This window comes from Enterovirga sp., assembly GCF_035325185.1.
Classification (GTDB): Bacteria; Pseudomonadota; Alphaproteobacteria; order Rhizobiales; family Beijerinckiaceae; genus Enterovirga.
On record NZ_DAOLAJ010000012.1, the window covers coordinates 1 to 19500 of the forward strand.

Annotated in this window: 20 protein-coding genes; 10 read left to right on the forward strand and 10 right to left on the reverse strand. The window is 69.8% G+C overall.

What is annotated here, in order from left to right:
* From PKD06_RS04055 to PKD06_RS04065, 3 genes are all read right to left on the reverse strand, one after another.
* Window positions 1–664 (reverse strand): amidase (locus PKD06_RS04055; RefSeq protein WP_324377849.1); only part of this gene is annotated, 664 nt, incomplete at its 3' end.
* Window positions 665–801: 137 nt separating this feature from the next.
* The gene (gene gatC / locus PKD06_RS04060) at window positions 802–1089 is read right to left on the reverse strand and encodes an Asp-tRNA(Asn)/Glu-tRNA(Gln) amidotransferase subunit GatC (protein WP_324377851.1); all 288 of its coding nucleotides are present in this window, start codon (window positions 1087–1089) and stop codon (window positions 802–804) included.
* A 123-nt stretch (window positions 1090–1212) separates the two neighbouring features.
* Window positions 1213–1560, reverse strand: coding sequence for a hypothetical protein (locus PKD06_RS04065; RefSeq protein WP_324377853.1), 348 nt, complete (start codon window positions 1558–1560; stop codon window positions 1213–1215).
* Here PKD06_RS04065 and PKD06_RS04070 point away from each other — a divergent pair.
* The gene (locus tag PKD06_RS04070; RefSeq protein ID WP_324377856.1) at window positions 1559–1747 is read left to right on the forward strand and encodes a hypothetical protein; all 189 of its coding nucleotides are present in this window, start codon (window positions 1559–1561) and stop codon (window positions 1745–1747) included. The genes PKD06_RS04065 and PKD06_RS04070 overlap by 2 nt on opposite strands.
* A gap of 71 nt (window positions 1748–1818) precedes the next feature.
* Here the strand turns inward: PKD06_RS04070 and PKD06_RS04075 are convergent, their stop codons facing one another.
* A complete protein-coding gene (locus PKD06_RS04075) occupies window positions 1819–2517 on the reverse strand; it encodes a metal-dependent hydrolase (protein WP_324377858.1) in 699 nt (232 codons plus the stop codon).
* A 104-nt stretch (window positions 2518–2621) separates the two neighbouring features.
* Between PKD06_RS04075 and ruvX the strand changes: the two genes are divergently transcribed.
* Complete coding sequence (gene ruvX, locus PKD06_RS04080; protein WP_324377860.1) at window positions 2622–3113, forward strand: Holliday junction resolvase RuvX; 492 nt, start codon at window positions 2622–2624, stop codon at window positions 3111–3113.
* Between the two features lie 101 nt (window positions 3114–3214).
* Entirely contained in the window at window positions 3215–3448 is a 234-nt protein-coding gene (locus tag PKD06_RS04085; RefSeq protein WP_324377862.1) for a hypothetical protein, read from the forward strand.
* Here PKD06_RS04085 and dprA read toward each other — a convergent pair.
* The 4 genes from dprA to PKD06_RS04105 are packed head-to-tail and all read right to left on the reverse strand — an operon-like array spanning window position 3439 to window position 7537.
* The gene (gene dprA / locus PKD06_RS04090; RefSeq protein ID WP_324377864.1) at window positions 3439–4641 is read right to left on the reverse strand and encodes a DNA-processing protein DprA; all 1203 of its coding nucleotides are present in this window, start codon (window positions 4639–4641) and stop codon (window positions 3439–3441) included. The genes PKD06_RS04085 and dprA overlap by 10 nt on opposite strands.
* Window positions 4638–5246: a glycerol-3-phosphate 1-O-acyltransferase PlsY gene (gene plsY, locus PKD06_RS04095; protein ID WP_324377866.1), complete on the reverse strand. Its 609-nt coding sequence runs from the start codon at window positions 5244–5246 to the stop codon at window positions 4638–4640. The genes dprA and plsY overlap by 4 nt, the downstream gene beginning before the upstream one ends.
* Before the next feature lie 11 nt (window positions 5247–5257).
* The gene (locus PKD06_RS04100) at window positions 5258–6568 is read right to left on the reverse strand and encodes a dihydroorotase (RefSeq protein ID WP_324377949.1); all 1311 of its coding nucleotides are present in this window, start codon (window positions 6566–6568) and stop codon (window positions 5258–5260) included.
* A 30-nt stretch (window positions 6569–6598) separates the two neighbouring features.
* Window positions 6599–7537 (reverse strand): aspartate carbamoyltransferase catalytic subunit, encoded by a 939-nt coding sequence (locus tag PKD06_RS04105; RefSeq protein ID WP_324377868.1) that lies wholly within the window; start codon window positions 7535–7537, stop codon window positions 6599–6601.
* A gap of 50 nt (window positions 7538–7587) precedes the next feature.
* Here PKD06_RS04105 and PKD06_RS04110 point away from each other — a divergent pair, with 50 nt between their 5' ends.
* The 7 genes from PKD06_RS04110 to PKD06_RS04140 all read left to right on the forward strand — a co-directional run bounded on the left by PKD06_RS04110 (window position 7588) and on the right by PKD06_RS04140 (window position 18232).
* A complete protein-coding gene (locus tag PKD06_RS04110; RefSeq protein ID WP_324377870.1) occupies window positions 7588–8622 on the forward strand; it encodes a hypothetical protein in 1035 nt (344 codons plus the stop codon).
* Window positions 8623–8643: 21 nt separating this feature from the next.
* Window positions 8644–9699, forward strand: a complete 1056-nt coding sequence (locus PKD06_RS04115) for a hypothetical protein (protein ID WP_324377872.1) — start codon at window positions 8644–8646, stop codon at window positions 9697–9699.
* A 286-nt stretch (window positions 9700–9985) separates the two neighbouring features.
* A complete protein-coding gene (locus tag PKD06_RS04120; protein WP_324377874.1) occupies window positions 9986–11014 on the forward strand; it encodes a hypothetical protein in 1029 nt (342 codons plus the stop codon).
* 101 nt (window positions 11015–11115) lie between these two features.
* Window positions 11116–13806 (forward strand): type I DNA topoisomerase, encoded by a 2691-nt coding sequence (topA, locus tag PKD06_RS04125; RefSeq protein WP_324377877.1) that lies wholly within the window; start codon window positions 11116–11118, stop codon window positions 13804–13806.
* A gap of 315 nt (window positions 13807–14121) precedes the next feature.
* A complete protein-coding gene (gene parE, locus PKD06_RS04130; RefSeq protein ID WP_324377878.1) occupies window positions 14122–16224 on the forward strand; it encodes a DNA topoisomerase IV subunit B in 2103 nt (700 codons plus the stop codon).
* A 40-nt stretch (window positions 16225–16264) separates the two neighbouring features.
* Window positions 16265–16576, forward strand: a complete 312-nt coding sequence (locus tag PKD06_RS04135) for a hypothetical protein (RefSeq protein ID WP_324377880.1) — start codon at window positions 16265–16267, stop codon at window positions 16574–16576.
* A gap of 210 nt (window positions 16577–16786) precedes the next feature.
* The gene (locus PKD06_RS04140) at window positions 16787–18232 is read left to right on the forward strand and encodes a DEAD/DEAH box helicase (protein ID WP_324377882.1); all 1446 of its coding nucleotides are present in this window, start codon (window positions 16787–16789) and stop codon (window positions 18230–18232) included.
* Between the two features lie 40 nt (window positions 18233–18272).
* Here PKD06_RS04140 and PKD06_RS04145 read toward each other — a convergent pair whose 3' ends face one another.
* The gene (locus PKD06_RS04145; RefSeq protein WP_324377883.1) at window positions 18273–19025 is read right to left on the reverse strand and encodes a carbonic anhydrase; all 753 of its coding nucleotides are present in this window, start codon (window positions 19023–19025) and stop codon (window positions 18273–18275) included.
* A 52-nt stretch (window positions 19026–19077) separates the two neighbouring features.
* Window positions 19078–19449, reverse strand: a complete 372-nt coding sequence (locus PKD06_RS04150) for an iron-sulfur cluster assembly accessory protein (protein ID WP_324377885.1) — start codon at window positions 19447–19449, stop codon at window positions 19078–19080.
* Between the last annotated feature and the right edge of the window lie 51 nt (window positions 19450–19500).

Consider the following 19500-nt stretch of genomic DNA (forward strand, 5'->3'; position numbering starts at 1 on the left):
GGCCGGCCTGGTCGAGCGAGGAGGCGAAGGCGACGATGCCCCAGCGCGAGCAGCGTCCGTAGGTGGGCTTGATGCCGGCCGTGCCGGTGAAGGCGGCCGGCTGGCGGATCGAGCCGCCGGTATCGGTCGCGGTGGCGCCGAGGCAGAGCCGGGCGGCGACGGCCGCGGCCGATCCGCCCGAGGACCCGCCCGGCACGAGAGGGGCGTCCCCGGCATCCGGGTCGCGGCGCCGCCAGGGCGAGACGACCGGACCGAAGCACGAGGTCTCGTTGGACGAGCCCATGGCGAATTCGTCGTTGTTGAGCTTGCCCAGCATCACGGCGCCGTCGCGCCAGAGCTGTGCCGTGACCGTCGATTCGTAGGCGGGCGTGAAGTCGTCCAGGATGCGGCTGCAAGCGGTCGTCCGCACCCCTTCGGTGCAGAACAGGTCCTTGATGCCGAGCGGCAACCCCTCGAGCGGCCCGGCCTCTCCCCTCGCGAGGCGCCCGTCGCTCGCGCGCGCCATGTCGAGGGCGCGCTCGGGCGTCTCCAGCACATAGGCGTTGAGCGCCCTCGCCTGCGCCACGGCCTCGATATGGGCCGCCGTCAGCTCGACGGAGGTGAAGTCTCCGGCCCGCAGCCCGTCCCGGGCGGCTCTCAGCGTCAGGCTCGTCAGCTCGTTCACAGCGACACTCTCGCGACCTCTCCTCGCCTCCCGCGGCGGAGGCGGCCACCCGGCCTCTCACATAACCGGACCATGCCGGCAAGGCCGCCCGCGGCGCGGGGGCGCCCCGCAGCGCGGGAGGCCGCCCGCGCGGCGGGCTATTCCACGACCTTGGGCACGAGAAAGAAGCCGTCCTCGGTCGCCGGCGCATTGGCGACGATGACCGCGCTCTTTCCGCCGTCGGTCACGACATCCTCGCGCTTCTTCATCCGCATCGGCGTGACCGCCGTCATGGGCTCGACGCCCGAGACGTCGACCTCGTTCAGCTGCTCGACGAAGGCGAGGATCGCATTCAGCTCGCCCTGCATCCGGGGGACGTCCGAATCCTCGATGGCGATGCGCGAGAGATGCGCGATCCGCCTGACCGTTGCCTCGTCGACCGACATCCGGCGCCTGCCCCGTTCCGCCTGCGGCGGCCCGGCGGCCGCGACGCTGTTGATGGGATCGGCGGCCCGCGGGGGCGCCGACGCGGCGGCTATATCACCGCGTCCTCGCGGGCGGCAAATGCCTCAGACGACCTTGTCCGCGCGCGAGGCCGGCTCCGGCACGACGATGACGTTCTGCGTGCCGTGAAGGCGGCCGAGATAATAGGTTCCGGCGAGCGTCGCGCCGAAGACGAGAAGGAACAGCACCTCCCGCAGCAGCGTCCGGCCGCCAGAGGCGGCAAGGTTGTCGTTGGCGATGTCCCGGCCGGCCGCGCCCGCGGCGAGGACCGGGGTCGGCTCCCTCGCGGAAGGAGCCGACAAGGCCGCGCCCAGTCCGACGACCGCCTCGGCGGGAATGCGGGTCGCGCGCCGCGCGATCGCGCGGCCCTGCCCGGCAAGGACCAGCTCGGCCCGGCGGAGGGCGGGAAGCATGTCCGAGCCCCGCTTGACGGGCGCCGCCTTTGCGGGCCTCGCAAACCAGGCATGGCCGACACGGGCATCAATGCTGAAGGAGTTCGACAGCAAGCCGCCGCCCTCGGCAGCCGCAGACGATCGAGGCTCCCTCATCGCTCGCTTCCGAGGCTTCATCGCCGCCATCACCACGATTAACGAATGGTGAAGAACTCTCTCACGAAACGCCCCTCCGGGCCACGCCGGCCCGGACTTTGTCCGTGGTTAAGGTTAACGGGCTCAGAGCGTCACCGCGGTGCCGACATGCGGCACCACGACCTGCACGCCGCTGCCCTCCATGGCGGCGACGAAGGCGTCGGCGGTCGGCGCGAGAACCGGAAAGGAGCCGTAATGGCAGGGGATGACCGCCTTCGGCTCGAAGAAGCGCCGCACGGCGAAGGCGGCGCTTTCGGGACCCATGGTGAAGCGATCGCCGATCGGCACCATGAGGAGGTCCGGCCGGTAGCGCTCCTGGATCAGCGCCATGTCGCCGAACAGGTCCGTGTCGCCGAGGTGATAGACGACCGGCTCGCCGGGCGCCCGGACGACGATGCCGTTGGGCAGCCCAAGGGGGATGAAGCGGTCGCCCTCGATCATGGTCGAGGAGTGATCCGCGCGCACGAAGCTGACGCTGAAGCCGCCCTGATCCGTCGTGCCGCCCGTATTCATGGGGTCGATCGCCTTCGCGCCCTTGCCCGCGAGCCACATGCAAAGCTCGAAATTCCCGACGATCTTGGCGCCGGTCCGCTCGGCGATGGCCAGGGTGTCGCCGACATGGTCGCTGTGGCCGTGGGTGAGGAGGATATGGGTCGCCCCCGCGCCCGCCGCCTCGGGATCGCCCCTGAAAGCCGGGTTGTCGGTAAAGAACGGATCGATGAGAACGATCTTGTCCGCGAATTCGAGACGGAAGGCGGAATGGCCGTACCAGATCACACGCATGATGATGCCTCTCTCCTCGGCTTCGGGCTACATCTAGAGGCTGCCATGGGCCTTGGACAGCCTCCGGCCGCCCCGGGCGGACGCCTTCTTCCCGGCGGGACGCCATGAGCGCGGTCAACGACGTCGCACCGCTGAGGCAGGTGGCGCCCGGCCTGCGCCTTCTCGGCTTCGACCTCGGCCCCAAGACGATCGGCCTTGCCTTGTCCGATGTCGAGCGATGCCTCGCGAGCCCGCTCGAAACCCTGCCGCGCGCCAAGTTCACGGCGGATGCGGAGCGCATCGCCGCGCTCGTCGCCCGCCTCGGAATCGGGGGATTCGTGATCGGCCTGCCGCTCAACATGGACGGCAGCGAGGGCCCGCGGGCCCAGGCGACACGCGCCTTCGCGCGCAACCTGCGGCGCGTGATTCCCCTGCCCGCGGCATTCTGGGACGAGAGGCTCTCGACGGCGGCGGTCACGCGCAGCCTCATCGACCAGGACGCCTCGCGCGCCCGCCGCGCGGCCGTCGTCGACCGCATGGCCGCCGCCTATATCCTTCAGGGCGCGCTCGACCGCCTCCGCCGGGAGGAGCACGGGGAAACCGGCCCCGCAACCTAGGGATTTCATTTCATAAATTATAATTCCTAGGGTTGCATTATCCTCCATCATTGGTGTTTGTTATAAACGGACCAACGCGGATCGAAGGCGTCGTCACCTACATGACCAAGCCGGGGAAGCAGACCCACCTCCAGGCGGATCAACGTGCTCAATCCGCGGAATATATCGCCGACCTCACGGTCGAGCTGTCCAAGCTCGCGCGGCGCTCGCATCTCGATCTCGTCGCCTATCTCCTCGACATCGCCAGCCTCGAGGCGCGCAATGTCGCAAATCGCGAGGGAGTCGTTGCGAAAAGCGGCATGGAAACCGGCGTCGCGCCCGCCATTCAGAACTGAAGCGACACGAGGCCGCCGCCGTGGCGCGCGAGGCGCCCGGCGATCTCCAGCTCCGTCAGCACCGTCTGGATCGCGCGGACCGGCAATCCCGACTGGCGCGAGAGATCGTCGATGCCGATCGGGCTGACGCTCATCAGGCTCTCGACGAGCGCACGGTCGTCCTCCTCCCGGCAGGGGGGCTCCTCGTCCACGACCGGGGCCGAGGGCGCCTCCTCCCCGCTCGCGAGATCGAGTTCGTCCCACAGGCGCTCCTGCCGCTGCCCGAAGTGGTCTCCCTCGGCCTCGCGCCACGATCCCGGCGGCGCCGCGGCGAGGTCGCGGCCAAGGAGCGGCGCGAGCGCGCCGGCCACGTGGTCGGGCGAGGCGCAGAGCGTCGCGCCCGAGCGGATCAGGTCGTTGGTGCCCTCGGCGCGAGGGTCGAGCGGCGAGCCCGGAACGGCGAAGACCTCCCTGCCCTGCTCCGCCGCGAATCGCGCCGTGATCAGCGAGCCCGACCGGCGCGCGGCCTCGACGACCACGACCCCATAGGACAGGCCCGAGACGATGCGGTTGCGCCGGGGGAAATCCCGTCCGCGCGGCTCCCAGCCGAGCGGCATTTCGCTGACGGCGGCCCCGCCCTCCGCCACCATGCGCTCGAGAAGCGCGGCGTTTTCCCGCGGATAGATGCGGTCATGGCCGCCCGCCAGGACCGCGACGGTCCCGGTCGGCAGGGCGGCGCGGTGGGCGCGCGTGTCGATTCCGCGCGCAAGGCCGGAGACGACGGCGAATCCCGCCTCTCCCAGGCCCGCCGCCAGGCGCTCGGCAAAGGTCGCCCCGGCTGCAGAGGCGTTGCGGGAGCCCACGATCGCAACCATCGGACGCCCCAGCACACCGGGATCGCCCCGGACGGCGACGAGAGGCGGCGCGCTGTCGATCGCGCCGAGAGGCACCGGATAGTCCGCCTCGCCGGTCGCGACGAAGCGGATGCCGAGGCTCGCGGCACGCTCCAACTCAGCCAGGGCGTCGGCGCGCGGGCAGATGCGGACATCGCCCCGACCCGCTCGGCGTGCGAGATCCGGCAGGGCGTCGAGAGCCTCCCGGGCGCCGCCGAATCGATTGACCAGCGAGCGAAAGGAGCGCGGGCCGATCCGCTCGCTTCGAATCAGGCGCAGCCAGTCGAGCCGCTGCTCGTCGCTGAGGAGAAGGCCGCTCACCCCTTGGAGCCGATCCGGGGCTCGGTCCCGGCCAGCAGCCTCTCGATATTCGGCCGGTGCTTGAGCCAGAGGATCGCGGTGAGGGCCAGCAGCACCGCGCTCGTCGCCGGATCGCCGCGCCACCACGGCACGAGCGCCGAGAGCAGCGAGGCCGAGAGACCCGCCGCGGAGGAGCGGCGCAGCCCGAAGGCCGCCGCAAGCCAGACGACGGCGAAAACGAGGAAAGCCCGCCAGTCGAGGGCGAGCTGGCACCCCATGAAGGTCGCGACTCCCTTGCCGCCCCTGAAGCCGAGCCAGACGGGAAAGCAATGGCCGAGAAAGGCGCCGATCGCCGCGGCGAGAGCCGGCTCGGGGCCGAGAAGATGGCGGGCCAGCAGGATGGCGGCGGTGCCCTTGAGGGCGTCGAGCAGGAGCGTCGCCGCCGCGACCCCCTTGTTCCCGGTCCGCAGCACGTTGGTCGCGCCGATATTGCCGGACCCGATCCCGCGGATGTCGCCGAGGCCGGCGAGACGCGTCAGGAGAAGGCCGAAGGGAATCGAGCCGGCGAGATAGCCGAGGCCGGAAGCGGCGAGGATCGCGCCCCACGGCAGGTCGGAGAGCGTCATTGCGGCGCCCCTTACGCGGCGCGTGCGGCGGGCGCCGCCTCGCGGTCGAAGACGATGCGCCCGCCGACGATCGTGCGCCGGGCGCGGCCCGCGAGCCGGGCCTCGTCGAAGGGCGAGTTCTTGGAGCGGGAGCGCAGGTCCCGCTTGTCGAGCACATAGGGCTCGTCGATGTCGAGGACGATGAGATCGGCCGGCGCGCCGGGGGCGAGGCGTCCCGCCGGCAGGCCGAGGATGCGGGCCGGAGAGGCGGAGAGGGCGGCGAGCAGGGCCGGCAATCCGATCCGCTCGTCATGGACGAGCCTGAGGGAGGCCGAAAGCAGCGTCTCGAGCCCCACCGCCCCGTTCGCGGCCTCGGCAAAGGGGAGGCGCTTGGTCTCGACATCCTGCGGATTGTGGTCGGACACGATCACGTCGATGAGCCCTGAGGCGAGCGCCTCGATCACCGCCTGCCGGTCGTCCTCGTGGCGGAGCGGCGGCGAGAGGCGGCAGAAGGTGCGGTAGTCGCCGACATCGTTCTCGTTGAGCGCGAGGTTGTTGACCGAGACCCCGCAGGTCACCGGCAGCCCCTGCTCCTTGGCGCGGCGGATGATCTCGACGGAATCGGCGCAGGAGATCATGGCCGCGTGGTAGCGCGCGCCCGTGAGCCGCACGAGGCGCATGTCGCGCTCGAGCATGATCGTCTCGGCCTCGCGCGGAATGCCCGCAAGCCCGAGGCGCGAGGCCAGCTCGCCCTCGTTCATGACCCCCTGCCCGACGAGGTCGGGCAAAGCGAGATGAGGCATCAGCAGCGCATCCATGTCGCGCGCATAGGTCAGGGCGCGCCGCATCACGCTCGCGGAGGCGACGGGATGCTCCCCGTCGCTGAAGGCGACGGCCCCCGCCTCGCGCAGGAGCCCGAGTTCCGTCATCTCGCGCCCGGCGAGCCCCTTCGTGATCGCGGCCGCCGGGTGGATGTGGACGAGCGAGGTGTCGCGCGCCCGGCGCAGCAGGAAGTCCACGATGGCGGGATCGTCCACCACGGGATTCGTATCGGGCATGGAGACGAGGGTCGTGACGCCGCCGGCCGCGGCGGCCTCGCTCGCCGAGCGCAGCGTCTCGCGATGCTCCGCCCCCGGCTCGCCGACGAAGGCGCGCATGTCGACGAGGCCGGGCGCCACGACGAGCCCGGCGCAATCGACCCGCTCCGCCCCCTCGGGGGGCTCGGGCGCCGCGCCGAAGGCCACGTCCGCGATCAGGCCGTCCCGCAGCAGGACCGCCCCCCTGCCCTCCCGGCCCGAGGCCGGATCGACGAGGACGGCATCGGCCAGGACGATCGGTCGCATCTCAGTCACCGCCCTCTTCTCCCTGCCTCGTCACCCGTTGGGAAGATGTCCCGCCAGGGCCTCGAGCACCGCCATGCGGACCGCGACGCCCATCTCGACCTGCTCCCGGATGAGCGATTGTGCGCCGTCCGCCACCTCCGAGGAAATCTCCACGCCCCGGTTCATGGGGCCCGGATGCATCACGAGCGCCCCCGGCGCCGCGAGCGCGAGCTTGGCCGAGTCGAGGCCGTAATAGCGGAAATATTCCTTCACCGAGGGCACGAAGGAGCCGTTCATGCGCTCGCGCTGGAGGCGCAGCATCATGACGATGTCCGCGCCCGCGAGTCCCCGTCCCATGTCGGTGAAGACCTCGACGCCGAAGCGCTCGATCCCCGCGGGCATGAGGGTCGAGGGCCCGACGACCCGCACCCGCGCGCCCAGCGCCTGGAGCAGGATGATGTTCGAGCGGGCGACGCGCGAATGGAGAATGTCGCCGCAGATGGCGACGAGAAGTCCTTCGATCCGGCCGCGGTTGCGGCGGATGGTGAGCGCGTCGAGCAAAGCCTGGGTCGGATGTTCGTGTGCCCCGTCCCCGGCATTGACGACCGCGCAATCGACCTTGCGCGCGAGGAGATGCACCGCCCCCGCCTCCTGGTGGCGCACGACGATGATGTCGGGGCGCATCGCGTTCAGGGTCGCGGCGGTGTCGATCAGGGTCTCGCCCTTCTTCACCGAGGAGGAGGCGACCGACATGTTCATGACGTCGGCGCCGAGGCGCTTGCCCGCCAGCTCGAAGGAGGATTGCGTGCGGGTCGAGGGTTCGAAGAACAGGTTGATCTGCGTGCGGCCGCGCAGGGTCGCCTTCTTCTTCTCGATCTGGCGCGAGACTTCGATCGCCTCGTCCGCCCTGTCGAGCAGCGCCGTGATGTCGAAGGGTGACAGCCCTTCGATGCCGAGCAGATGCCGGTGCGGGAAGACGGGACAGGCCATGGCCCGCCGGGTTATGACCTCGCACGGAAAAAGGAAAGCCGGAGCTGTGCATGGCCGCGCTCGCCGCGAGCCCCCACGATCACGCGCGCGACTGGAGCCGCTTCGCCCGGCTCCTGGTCCTGTGCGCCTGCGCGCTCTTCATGCTCGGGATCGGCTTCCTCCTGGCGGTCGATCCCTACGACACGGGGCGCACCGGATTCTTCGGGCGCGGCCTGCACGACCAGTATCCCTTCACGGCCAATGCCAGCCGGGCGCGCGACCCGCATTTCGATTCGGCCATCTTCGGCAATTCTCACGTCCAGGCGCTGCGGCCCGAGCGGCTGGACCGCCTGACGGGGCTGAACTTCGTCTCCCTGATCATGCCGGCGACCTACACCTCGGACGCCCTGGACATGCTGCGCTGGTACCTGATTGCGCACAAGGCGCCACCGCGGGCGATCGTGATCGGCGTCGACGTGCATTGGTGCGCCCCCGAGATGCGGACGAACGAGCTGCGCTTCGCCCCCTGGCTCTATTCGCCGAGTTTCGTGCGATATGCGGCCGGCCTCGCGCGCTACCGCAGCTTCGAGGCGGCCCAGATGCGCCTGACCTATCTCGCCACCCGCAAGAAGGGCCTGAGGCCGGACGGCTATTGGTATTACGGGCCGATCTACGAGCAGCAGGGCCTCGCGGCGCCCGAGGTCTCCCATCGCAAGCTGGCCGAGCCGAAGGTCTATCCCGCCTATCTGAGCGGCGCCTATCCGGTGCTCGACCGCCTGCGGACGGAACTGGCGCGGCTGCCCGCCTCCACCGTCGTCGTCCTGCTCAGCCCGCCCGTCTATCGGACGGGGCTGCCCCAGCCAGGCTCGGAGGCGGAGAAATCGGCCGCCGCCTGCGCGGCGCGGGTGAAGGACCTCGCCGCCGCGCGACCCCGCACGATCTTCCTCGACCTGCTCAAGCCCGGCCCGGATGCCGACGACCCCGACAATTTCTTCGATCACGACCATTATCGCGACCAGCTCGCCGTCCATGTCGAGGCGGCCGTGGCCGCCGCGCTGAAGGAAGCAGGCCTTCCTCCTGCCGCGGCGGATGCGGCGGGCCGGTGAGGCCGGCGCCCGGAGATGCGGATGGCCGATAGCGGAGCTAGCGCGATTCCGGCGGCGCATGCCTCGTCCGGGGACTGGAGACGGGTCACGGGCTGGCTGCTCGGCACCGCGGCGATGCTCTATCTCCTCGGCCTCGGCTTCCTCCTCGCGGTCGATCCCTACGATACGGGCCGGACCGGCCTCCTTGGCAAACGGGGCCTGCCCGAGCAGCTTCCCCACTCCGCCAATGCCAGCCGGGCCCGCGACCCGCACTTCGATTCGGCCATCTTCGGCAATTCCCACGTCCAGCTTCTCAAGCCCGAAAGGCTCGACGCCCTGACGGGGCTGAGATTCGTCAACCTGATGATGCCGGGCAGCTATCCCTCGGACCAGCTCGACACCTTGCGCTGGTATCTGACGGTGCAGAAGCATCCCCGTGCCGTCGTGATCGGAGCAGACGAATTCTGGTGCTTCGAGACCGATACCGAGCGCAGCTCGGTCTTTCCCGTCTGGCTCTATGCGCCGGATTTCGCCCGCTATCTCGGCGGGCTCGCGAGCTACCACAACCTGAGATGGTCGCTGAAGCGGCTCGCCTATCTGCGGAGCGGGCGCGGCGGCATCCGCCCGGACGGATATTGGGATTATACCGGCATGTTCGCGCCGTCCGGGCCTCGTGCCGACGCGCTTCGCCGGAGCCTGGAGGAGCCAAGCCCCTATCGCGCGAACGCGAGCGGCAGGTTTCCGGCGCTCGACCGGCTCGCGCATCTCGTCCGCCGCGTCCCAGCCGAGACGGCGATCATCCTTCTGCGCCCGCCCGCCTACCATACGGCCATCCCCGCCCCCGACACGCCCGCGGGACGGATCGTCGCCTCGTGCCGCGAAAGGATGAGGGAGATCGCCGCCTCGCACCCGCGCGCGCGCCTCCTCGACCTCTTCGGGCCCAGCCCCGAGAGCAACGATCCCGACAATTTCTACGACTGGTTCCACTTTCGGGACGGGCTCGCGGTCGCGATCGAACGGCAAATCGTCGCCGCCCTGCGGGAGACCGAGCCGTCCGCGGCTGCCTCGGGTCCGCCTCCCGGCGGCGCGCGGCCGTGACGCCTGGCCTCGCCTCGTCGTGATGCCGAAGTGTGATACGAAATCCGACCGATCGGCTCGGCCCGTTCTCTTCCGCGCGTCATAGCCGGCCTTGTGCCGGCCATCCGCGCCTTGTCGCACACTCCTGCGGTGAACGGTTCGCAAGCGGCTGCCGCGTTCGTGGATGGCCGGCACAAGGCCGGCCATGACGATAGAGAGACATGCATCCGAGCCGTTCAGCCGGAAGGCGAGACAGGCCGCAGCCCCCCGGCTATGACCTCCGGCGGAGCAAGAAAAGGGGTGTCCGTTGACGGCGGTTCTCGGGGCCGGGAGGAGCACGCGCGAAGGCGACTGGAGCCGTTTCCTGCGGTGGCTGGTTTCGTCGGCCGCCCTGTCCTTCGTCCTCGCGCTCCTCTTCCTTCTGGCGGTCGATCCCTATGACAGCGGCCGCACGGGCCTCTTCGCGGGCAGCGGCGTGCCAAGCCAGTTCCCGACGACGGCCAATGCCAGCCGGGCACGCGATCCGTCCTTCGACGCGGCGATCTTCGGCAATTCCCACATCCAGCAAGTGAGCCCGGAGCGGCTGCGCGCGCTGACGGGGCTCGCCCCCGTTTCGCTGATCATTCCGGGAACGGGCCCCGCCGACCAACTCGCCGTGCTCGGGCGCTTCCTCGCGACCCGCACGAGGCCTCCACGCGCGATCGTGATCGGCACCGACGCCTTCTGGTGCCGCCCGACCATGGAATTCCTGCCGCGCTTTCCGGCCTGGCTCTACGATCCGAGCTTCCTCGTCTATCTCGGCGGCCTCGTCCGCTACCGGAGCATCGAGGCGGCTTTCTCCCGCCTCGCCTTCCTGCGCTCCGGGCAAGGCGGGGCGAGGCGAGACGGCTATTGGGACTATCGCCCCTATTTCGCGGAGGTGGGCCTCGAAGATCAGCAAGCCTCCCGCCGTCGGGTGCTGGAGGATCCTGGGCTCAGCTTCGGCCCCAATCCGCAAGGGGTTTTTCCGGCCTTCGAGGCTCTGCGGCAGGTTCTGCGCCGGGCACCGGCCGAGACGATCTTCGTCCTCGTGCGGCCTCCGGTCTATGCGAGCAGCTTCCCCGCGCCGGGCACCGCCGAAGCCCGGACGCAGGAGAAATGCCGGCAGGCGATCGGCGAGATCGCGGCGGAATTTCCCTCCGTGCGGCTCATCGACCTCCTCGAACCGGGCCCGATCGCGTCCGACGTCGACAATTTCTACGACCGCGAGCACTACCGCGACCCAATCGCCGCCGAGATCGAAAGGCGGATCGCGGAGGAGTTGCGGCGGCAACCGCCCGCCGGGCGGGGCGGCTGAATTGACTTGGCGCGCCGCCTATCCCACGTAACGGCCCCTCGCGGTCGCGCCGTCCGCCTCCCTCGCTGGGCGAGGACGCGCCTCCTGTCACGGATTGCGGAATGAAAGTCGTCGTCGTCGAGTCGCCGGCCAAGGCCAAGACGATCAACAAATACCTGGGCAAGGACTACGAGGTCCTGGCCTCCTACGGCCATATCCGCGACCTGCCGCCCAAGGACGGCTCGGTCGATCCCGAGCAGGATTTCAGGATGCTCTGGGAACTCGACGCCAAGAGCGGCAAGCGGGTGAGCGACATCGCCAAGGCCGTGCGGGGCGCCGAGAAGCTGATCCTCGCGACCGACCCGGATCGCGAGGGCGAGGCCATTTCCTGGCACGTGGTCGAGGCCCTGCGCGAGAAGCGGGCGCTGAAGGAGGTGCCGGTCGAGCGCGTCACCTTCAACGCGATCACCAAGGACGCCGTCCAGGCCGCCATGCGGGCTCCGCGCGAGATCGACGCGGCGCTGGTCGACGCCTATCTCGCGCGGCGTGCCCTCGACTACCTCGTCGGCTTCACGCTCTCTCCCGTCCTCTGGCGCAAGCTTCCGGGCGCGCGCTCGGCGGGGCGGGTGCAATCGGTCGCCCTGCGCCTCGTCTGCGACCGGGAGATGGAGATCGAGCGCTTCGTCGCGCGCGAATACTGGTCGCTCGTCGCGACGCTCGCGACGCAAGCGGGCGGGGTCTTCGAGGCCCGGCTCGTCGGGGCGGACGGCAAGCGCATCGCGCGGCTCGACGTCGGGACGGCCGCCGAGGCCGAGGCGTTCAAGCGCGACCTGGAACTCGCGACCTTCCGCGTCGCCAAGGTCGAGGCGAAGCCGGCGAAGCGCCATCCGCAGCCGCCCTTCACCACCTCGACCCTCCAGCAGGAAGCCTCCCGCAAGCTCGGCTTCGCGCCGGCCCACACGATGCGCCTCGCCCAGAGGCTCTACGAGGGCGTCGAGATCGACGGCGAGACGGTCGGCCTCATCACCTACATGCGGACCGACGGCGTCGACATGGCGCCGGAGGCGATCGCGGCGGCCCGGCGCGTCATCGCCAAGGATTACGGCGAGCGCTACCGCCCGGACGTGCCGCGGCGCTATTCGGCCAAGGCGAAGAACGCGCAGGAGGCGCACGAGGCGGTCCGCCCGACCGATCTCGGCCGCCGCCCGGGCATGGTCGCGCGCCAGCTCGATTCCGACCAGGCTCGGCTCTACGACCTCATCTGGACGCGCACGATCGCGAGCCAGATGGAATCGGCCGAGCTGGAGCGCACGACCGTCGATATCGACGCGGCGGTCGGCCCGCGCCGGCTCCAGCTCCGCGCGACCGGCCAGGTCATCCGCTTCGACGGCTTCCTGACGCTCTACCGCGAGGGCCGCGACGACCCGGAGGCGGACGGCGCGGGCGGCGAGGACGAGGACGAGCGTCGCCTGCCGCCGATGTCGGCGGGCGATCCTCTGGAGCGCCGGCGCATCGCCGCGACGCAGCATTTCACCGAGCCGCCGCCGCGCTATTCCGAGGCGAGCCTCGTCAAGCGCATGGAGGAACTCGGCATCGGCCGGCCTTCCACCTATGCGGCGACGCTCGCGGTCTTGCGCGAGCGCGAATATGTGCGCATCGAGAAGAAGAGGCTCGTCCCCGAGGACAAGGGCCGCCTCGTCGTGGCCTTCCTCGAAAGCTTCTTCCGCCGTTATGTGGAATACGACTTCACGGCGGATCTCGAAGGCCAGCTCGACCGCATCTCGAACCACGAGATCGACTGGAAGCAGGTCCTGCGCGACTTCTGGCGCGACTTCTCGGCCGCCATCGACGGCACGAAGGAGCTTCGCACCGGCGAGGTGCTGGATGCGCTCAACGACCTCCTCGGGCCGCACATCTTCCCGCCGAAGGCCGATGGCGGCGACCCGCGCGCCTGCCCGACCTGCGGCAGCGGCACGCTCTCCCTCAAGCTCGGCAAGTTCGGCGCCTTCATCGGCTGCTCGAACTATCCCGAATGCCGCTATACCCGTCCTCTCGCCGTGCCGAACGGCGAGGAGGGCGAAGGCACGCCGGGCACGCGCATCCTCGGCCAGGATCCGGAGACCGGCCTCGAAGTGAGCGTGCGGGACGGGCGCTTCGGCCCCTTCATCCAGCTCGGCGAGGGAGCCGAGGGCGAGAAGCCGAAGCGCTCCTCGATCCCGAAAGGCATGGCGCCGGCCGGCCTCGATCTGGAGCGCGCCCTGGCGCTCCTCTCCCTCCCGCGCGAGGTGACGAAGCATCCCGAGAGCGGCGAGCCGATCCTGGCCGGGATCGGGCGGTTCGGGCCCTATGTCCAGCACGGCAAGACCTATGCGAGCCTCGGCCGCGACGACGACGTGCTGGAGATCGGTGCCAACCGCGCGATCGACCTCGTCGTCGCCAAGGAGCAGGGCGGAGGACGCGGCGGGCGCGCCGCCGATCCCGGCCGCCCTCTCGGAGACGACCCGGAAACCGGCAAGCCCGTGGCCGTGAAGGCCGGCCGCTACGGTCCGTATGTGACGGACGGGGAGACCAACGCCACCCTGCCCCGCGGCCAGGCGGCGGAGGCGGTGACGCTCGCGGAGGCGGCGGCCCTCCTCGCCGCCCGCCGCGCGGCCGGCCCGAGCAAGCGCGGCGCGGCGCGGCGCAAGACCACCAAGGCCGCCACCGCCAAGCCTGAAAAGACGGCGAAGGCGGCCTCGTCGGCCAAGGCAAAGGCGCCGGCAGGAAAAGCGGCCCCGAAGCGGGCGGCGAAAAAAGCCGCGAAGGAAAGCTGAGCCCGGCGGGGTGCCCCTCTGGCCTCGATAGCTCGCGCCAACCCTCCCCCCGCTTGCGGTGGGGAGGGCCGAGTCGCGCCGAAGGCGCGAACCGGGGTGGGGGGCGTCGACGCGAGCACCTATACCTCACGACAGGCGGAGCCGCCCCCACCCGGCTCGGCCTTCGGCCGAGTCCGCCCTCCCCACCGCAAGCGGGGGGAGGGTTGGCGCAGCGGAAGCCCCCACGATTCGCCGTGGAGAAATACGGTTTCCGGTTTGTTCTCTTTACCCTCCTCCGCTAGCTTCGAGATCCGGCGAATCAGTGTGTGAGTTCAGATGGCCGAACGCGATCTCTTCGGCGGAGGCGGTGCGGCGCTCCGCAAGGTGGCGGATGCGATGCGGGCCGCGTCGGCGCCTCAGCCGGCTCCCGCGGCCTCGCCCCCGCGCCCGAGGCGGAGCGCCCCGACCGGCGGCGCTGCCGCCCAGCCTGCCGCGGCGGCGGATTACGACGCTTCCGCCATCGAGGTGCTGGAGGGGCTCGAGCCGGTCCGGCGCCGGCCCGGCATGTATATCGGCGGCACGGACGAGCGGGCCCTTCACCACCTCTTCGCGGAGGTAATCGACAACTCGATGGACGAGGCGGTCGCGGGCCATGCGAGCTTCATCGAGGTGGAGCTGGAGGAAGGCGGCTTCCTCACCATCACCGATAACGGCCGCGGCATCCCGGTGGACCGGCATAAGAAGTTCCCCGGCAAGTCCGCGCTCGAAGTCATCATGACCACGCTGCATGCGGGCGGGAAATTCGATTCGAAGGTCTACGAGACCTCGGGCGGCCTGCACGGCGTCGGCGTCTCGGTCGTCAATGCCCTCTCCGACCTGCTCGAGGTCGAGGTGGCCCGCGAGCAGACGCTCTACCGGCAGTGCTTCTCGCGGGGCATCCCGCAAGGCCCCCTCGCCGAGGTCGGGCGCGTGCACAACCGGCGCGGCACCCGCATTCGCTTCCATCCCGATCCGCAGATCTTCGGCGAGGCCGCCCGTTTCGTGCCGCGGCGCATCTTCAAGATGGCGCGCTCGAAAGCCTATCTCTTCGGCGGGGTCGAGATCCGCTGGCGCTGCGCCCCCTCCCTTCTCGCCGGGACCGACAACGTTCCGGCGGAGGCGGTCTTCCGCTTTCCCGGCGGCCTGCGCGATTATCTCCTGCGCGAGATCGAGGGCGCGACCCAGGTCGCCGAGGGCCTCTTCACGGGCAAGGTGACGAAGCCCGGCGGCCATGGCTCGCTTGAATGGGCGCTCGCCTGGCTCGCGGATGCGGACGGGTTCTCCACCTCCTACTGCAACACCATCCCGACGCCGGAGGGTGGCACGCACGAGAACGGGCTGCGCCTCGCGCTGCTGCGGGGCCTGCGCGACCATGCCGAGCGGGTCGGGCAGCAGAAAAGGGTGGCCGCCGTCACGACCGACGACGTCATGGCGCAATGCGCCTCGATGCTGTCCGTCTTCATCCGCGAGCCGGAATTCCAGGGCCAGACCAAGGACAAGCTGGCGACGAGCGAGGCGACGCGCATCGTCGAGGGCACCATCCGGGACGCCTTCGACCACTGGCTGGCCGCCTCCCCCCAGCAGGCCAACAAGCTGCTCGACTGGGTGGTCGAGCGCGCCGAAGAGCGGCTTCGCCGCCGCGCGGAGAAGGAGGTCGCCCGCAAGAGCGCGACCCGCAAGCTGCGCCTTCCCGGCAAGCTCGCCGACTGCACCCGCGCGGGCGCGGCGGGCTCCGAGCTTTTCATCGTCGAGGGCGATTCGGCCGGCGGCAGCGCCAAGCAGGCGCGCGACCGGGCGACCCAGGCCGTCCTGCCGTTGCGGGGCAAGATCCTGAACGTCGCCTCGGCCGGCCGGGACAAGCTCGTCGCCAACCAGCAGCTCTCGGACCTCGTCCAGGCCCTCGGCTGCGGCACCGGGGGCCAGTACAAGGACGGGGACCTGCGCTACGAGAAGGTGGTGATCATGACGGATGCCGATGTCGACGGCGCCCATATCGCCTCCCTCCTCATCACCTTCTTCTACCGGCAGACGCCGCAGCTCATCGGGAACGGGCATCTCTACCTCGCCGTGCCCCCGCTCTACCGGCTGACCCAGGGGGAGAAGACGGTCTACGCGAGAGACGAGGCGCATCGCGAGGAGTTGCTGAGGAAGGCATTCAGGGGCTCCGCCAAGGTCGATGTGGGACGCTTCAAGGGCCTCGGCGAGATGCTTCCGGCCCAGCTCAAGGAGACGACGATGGATCCGCGAAAGCGGACGCTCCTGCGGGTGATCGTCGAGGAGGAGGAGGTGGAAGGGACTGGCGAGACCATCGAGCGGCTGATGGGAAACAAGCCCGAGGCACGCTTCGCCTTCATCCAGGAGCGCGCGGCTTTCGCGGACGAAGCCGGGCTCGACATCTGAAGGCAGCCCCGCCCGAATCGGGGCCACGCAACCAAAGGACTTGTTCTTTACCGAAACTTCACTCCGTGGCGCGAAATTCGCACTTGCTCTCTACGAGGCGGAGCCCGGTTGCATGTTCGGTGAAGAAGGCAAGAAGCGCTCATCCCTGATCGAGAGCGCGATCAAGACGGCAGTGATCATCGGCGGCGTGTCGTGGCTCGCGGCGAGCTGGATCTCGGCGGCGGCGGAGCGGCAGACGCTGGCACGGGGCGCCTGGCAGGCCAGCCATGGCGAGGATCCCGCGACCACGGGCTCGATCGGCTTAAGGGCGGCCACCGGCAGGATCGACCCCTGTGCCGCTCCTCAACGTTGAGAGAGCTTTTAGGCACCCTTCCACGCGCCTTCGTTGTTGACAGACGGGACGTTCCCCTCGATATACGCGGCGGCGGCGCAACTCGTGCAGCCGCAGGCGTCGCGCGCTCGCTGACGCCCAATGCCGGAACGTCCAGCCGGGTCCACCAGCCAGATTTTCCGGTCACAGTCGCGGGCCGCGAGCGCGTGTCCGGCATGGTCGTCGTCCTGAATGTCTTTTGCTGATCTCGGTCTGAGCGAGAAGGTTCTTCAAGCGGTCGCCGCCGCGGGTTACAGCGAACCCACCCCCATCCAGCATCAGGCCATTCCCCACGTGCTCGCGAGGCGGGACGTGCTGGGCATCGCGCAAACCGGAACGGGCAAGACGGCCGCCTTCGTCCTGCCCATGCTGACGCTGCTGGAGACGGGACGCGCGCGGGCCCGCATGCCGAGGACCCTGATCCTCGAGCCGACGCGCGAGCTGGCCGCCCAAGTCGTCGAGAATTTCGAGAAATACGGGATCAACCACAACCTGTCGGTGGCGCTCCTGATCGGGGGCGTGTCCTTCGCCGACCAGGACGCCAAGATCACGCGCGGCGTGGACGTCCTCATCGCGACGCCGGGCCGGCTGCTCGACCATTTCGAGCGCGGCAAGCTCCTTCTCACCGGCGTCGAGCTGCTCGTCATCGACGAGGCGGACCGGATGCTCGACATGGGCTTCATCCCGGATATCGAGCGGATCGCCAAGCTGACGCCCTTCACGCGCCAGACCTTGTTCTTCTCCGCCACCATGCCGCCGGAGATCGAGCGCCTCTCAGAGAGCTTCCTCCACAATCCCGTCCGCACGGAAGTGGCGCCCCCCTCCTCGACGGCCTCCACGATCACCCAGCGCCTCTTCGCCACGGGCGCCGAGAGCCATCAGAAGCGCGAGAGGCTGCGGGATCTGATCCGCAGCGCGGCCGACTTCAAGAACGCGATCATCTTCTGCAATCGCAAGCGGGAAGTCGGCATTCTTCACAAATCGCTTCAGCGGCACGGCTTCTCCGCCGCGGCCCTCCACGGCGATCTCGACCAGCGCGCCCGCATGGCGGCGCTCGACAGCTTCCGAAGCGGCGAGATTCCCCTCCTGGTCGCGAGCGACGTCGCCGCGCGCGGCCTCGACATTCCGGCCGTCAGCCACGTCTTCAACTACGACGTTCCCCATCACGCCGAGGATTACGTCCACCGGATCGGTCGGACCGGCCGCGCCGGCCGGACCGGCCACGCCTTCACGCTGGTCGCGCCCGGCGACGAGCGGTCCCTCGCGGCGATCGAGACGCTGATCGGCCAGCCGGTGACCTGGGAAGGGCCCGATCTCAGCAGCCTTCCCGAACCTTCGGAGCGGCCGCGCTCCTCCCGCGGCCGGGGCGAGCGCGCCAGCTCTTCGCGGAGCGGGCGGGACGATCGCGGACGGCGGGGGCGCGAGAGAGAAGATCGCCCCGCAAAGGCTCTCCCCAAGCCGCGCGAGCCGCGCGAGGAAAAGACGCTCGCAGCCGAGCCCGCCCGGCGGCGCGCGCAACCGAGGCCGGAGCGGGATTCGAGACCCGACCGGGATTCGGATGGGACGGGGGTCGTCGGCCTCGGCGACCACGTCCCCGCCTTCCTGGCCCGCGCCCCCCGGCCACGCTCCGGGAGGTGACGGCAACGACGTTCCGACCGTCGTCGGGCCGTGTTTCTCGTCAGTTCGAGCGGAGAACGAAGCGGCGGTTGTCCTGCTGCACCGGCCGCGCGTTGTTCGGATAGAGCTTGGCGAAGCTCGCGACATCCGCGGCGGCGACCGGGACCGGATTCGTCAGCACCAGCCATTCGACGACTTCCGAGCAGGGCGGCGTCGTCAGCGAACCCGAATAGCGATAGTAGGACAACTCGGCCGGCAGCAGCGCATTCGGATCGATGCCGGCGGGCGCCGGCACGGGAGGCCCTTCCGCCTTCGGCATGCCCGCGATGATCTTGCCGAAGGTCGGATTCGACGCCCCCTCCACCAGCAGCACCCCGATCACCGCGAGCCCCCCGGAGCCCTGGTGGACGAAATGCGCTTCCATCGGAAAATTCCGGCCCGCGACCAGGTGCTCGCTGGGCCGGTGGAAATGCAGTTGAACCAGCTTGTAGTCGGCATCGCCGAGCTTGAGGCCGCTGCCCTCGGCGAAATTGACCTGGATCGTGTGCCCGTTATTGACGATGGTGTCGGCCTTCTTCGCCCAGGCCAGTTTCAGCGGCGGGAGCTGGGATGTGATCGTGGGACCGATATCGATCGGCGATTGCTGGGCGCCGACCGTGCAGGTCTTGCTGGCGGCGTCGAGGTCGCCCCATTTGGCGGGCCCGGTCGCCCCCTCGTAGCTCCAATGCGCGGCCTCCGCCGCGAAGCTCCTGGACGAGCAGAGCGGGCAAGCCGCCAATCCGGCAAATGTCTTCAGCAGGCTACGACGATCCATGGGCACCTCCATGCCCAGGATACGCTGTTTGCCGGCAGCGAGGAACGGGGATTCAGCGGAGCCGCTCGGGGGCGGCCGGCGTGATCGCCACCGATTCCCCGCAGCCGCAAGCCGAAGTCTGGTTCGGATTGTTGAAGGTGAAGCCGGAGGACATCTTCGTCGTCTGGAAGTCCATCTCCGTGCCGAGCAGGAAGAGGATCGCCTTCGGGTCGATCAGGATCTTCACGCCCTTGTCCTCGACGATCTCGTCGTGAGGACCGATCTCCTCGGCATATTCCATCGTGTACGACATGCCGGCGCAGCCGCCGTTCTTCACGCCGACGCGCAGCCCGGCGATCGGCTTGTCCATGCGGGACATGATGGCGCGCACGCGCTCGGCGGCGGCATCGGTGAGGGAGACGACCTTGAAGCCGGGAGCGGCCATGAGCGATTCCGAGGCTGGCTGAGGCAATGACATGTAGGGCCTGAGGCGGGC